The following is an 851-nucleotide window of genomic DNA, read 5'->3' as shown; positions in this document are numbered from 1 at the left end:
GATGTTGTTGCAGGCTGTGCTTCATCTCCCGATAGCCCAACTCGATTTCCCAGCGATGGCTGTAGAGCTCGACGATGTCAGCCCCCGGGAAACGCATCGGGTCGACCATCGAGGTCAACACTTGGCGCTCTTTGCCGTTGAGGCTGCGGGTCAGCAAACGGGCTTCCACCGTGTCCGGCAGTTGCGGCCACTTCTTGCGTGCCTGTGGACTGGTCTTGAGATGCACCAGCACATCCTGACGCCCCAGCTTGCGCACCACCTCATACTGCGTGCCCTTTTTGAGCGGCAGCAACCAGTGCCGCTCGCAGCCGGTGGTTTGCCAAGCGTGGAGCAGGCCAAGCGAATAGAACCCCTTGTCGAACAGGGTCAGCGAGTGGTCTGGCGTGCGCGCGATAAGCTGCTCGGCCAGCACCATCTCGTTGACGGCGCAACTCTCCATGACCGCTTGCACAAGCAGGTGGCTGGTGAGCTCCATCTGGCAGAGCATGCGCACCTGCGGATAAGCGGTCTCGCCATGCTGGGTGCCGGGTTTGGCAAACGCAGCGGCATTGTCCGGGGTATCGGGGGTTCGCCACATCACGCCATCAACGGCGAGCAGTTGCAGCCCTGCCCAGCCGGGGTGATTGGCCTGCTGGTGCCAGAGCGAGGCGGTCTCGTGAAACAGCCGTTCGATACTCTTGTCCCCGAGCTTTTGGCGGGCTTGCAGGAAGGCGCTGGGGGCAACAAAGGGGCGGTCACCGGGCAACAGGATATCGAGCTGATTGACCAGCTGGGTCATGGGGACATGGCGGAAGATGGCCATGCCGATGATGGCCCAGACCAGACGCTCCATGGGCATACGGCGACGGCGC

General features: G+C 62.5%; 1 protein-coding gene. It reads right to left on the bottom strand.

Annotated features, from left to right (window positions below; all coding sequences use genetic code 11):
* The coding region (locus BN1115_RS20030; RefSeq protein WP_042658558.1) for an IS4 family transposase at positions 1-851 on the bottom strand (851 nt) is incomplete at both ends.

This window comes from Aeromonas allosaccharophila (assembly GCF_000819685.1).
GTDB classification, from domain to species: Bacteria; Pseudomonadota; Gammaproteobacteria; order Enterobacterales; family Aeromonadaceae; genus Aeromonas; species Aeromonas allosaccharophila.
Note: the sequence above shows the minus strand (reverse complement) of the source record. Positions and strands in the feature narration are given on the sequence as shown.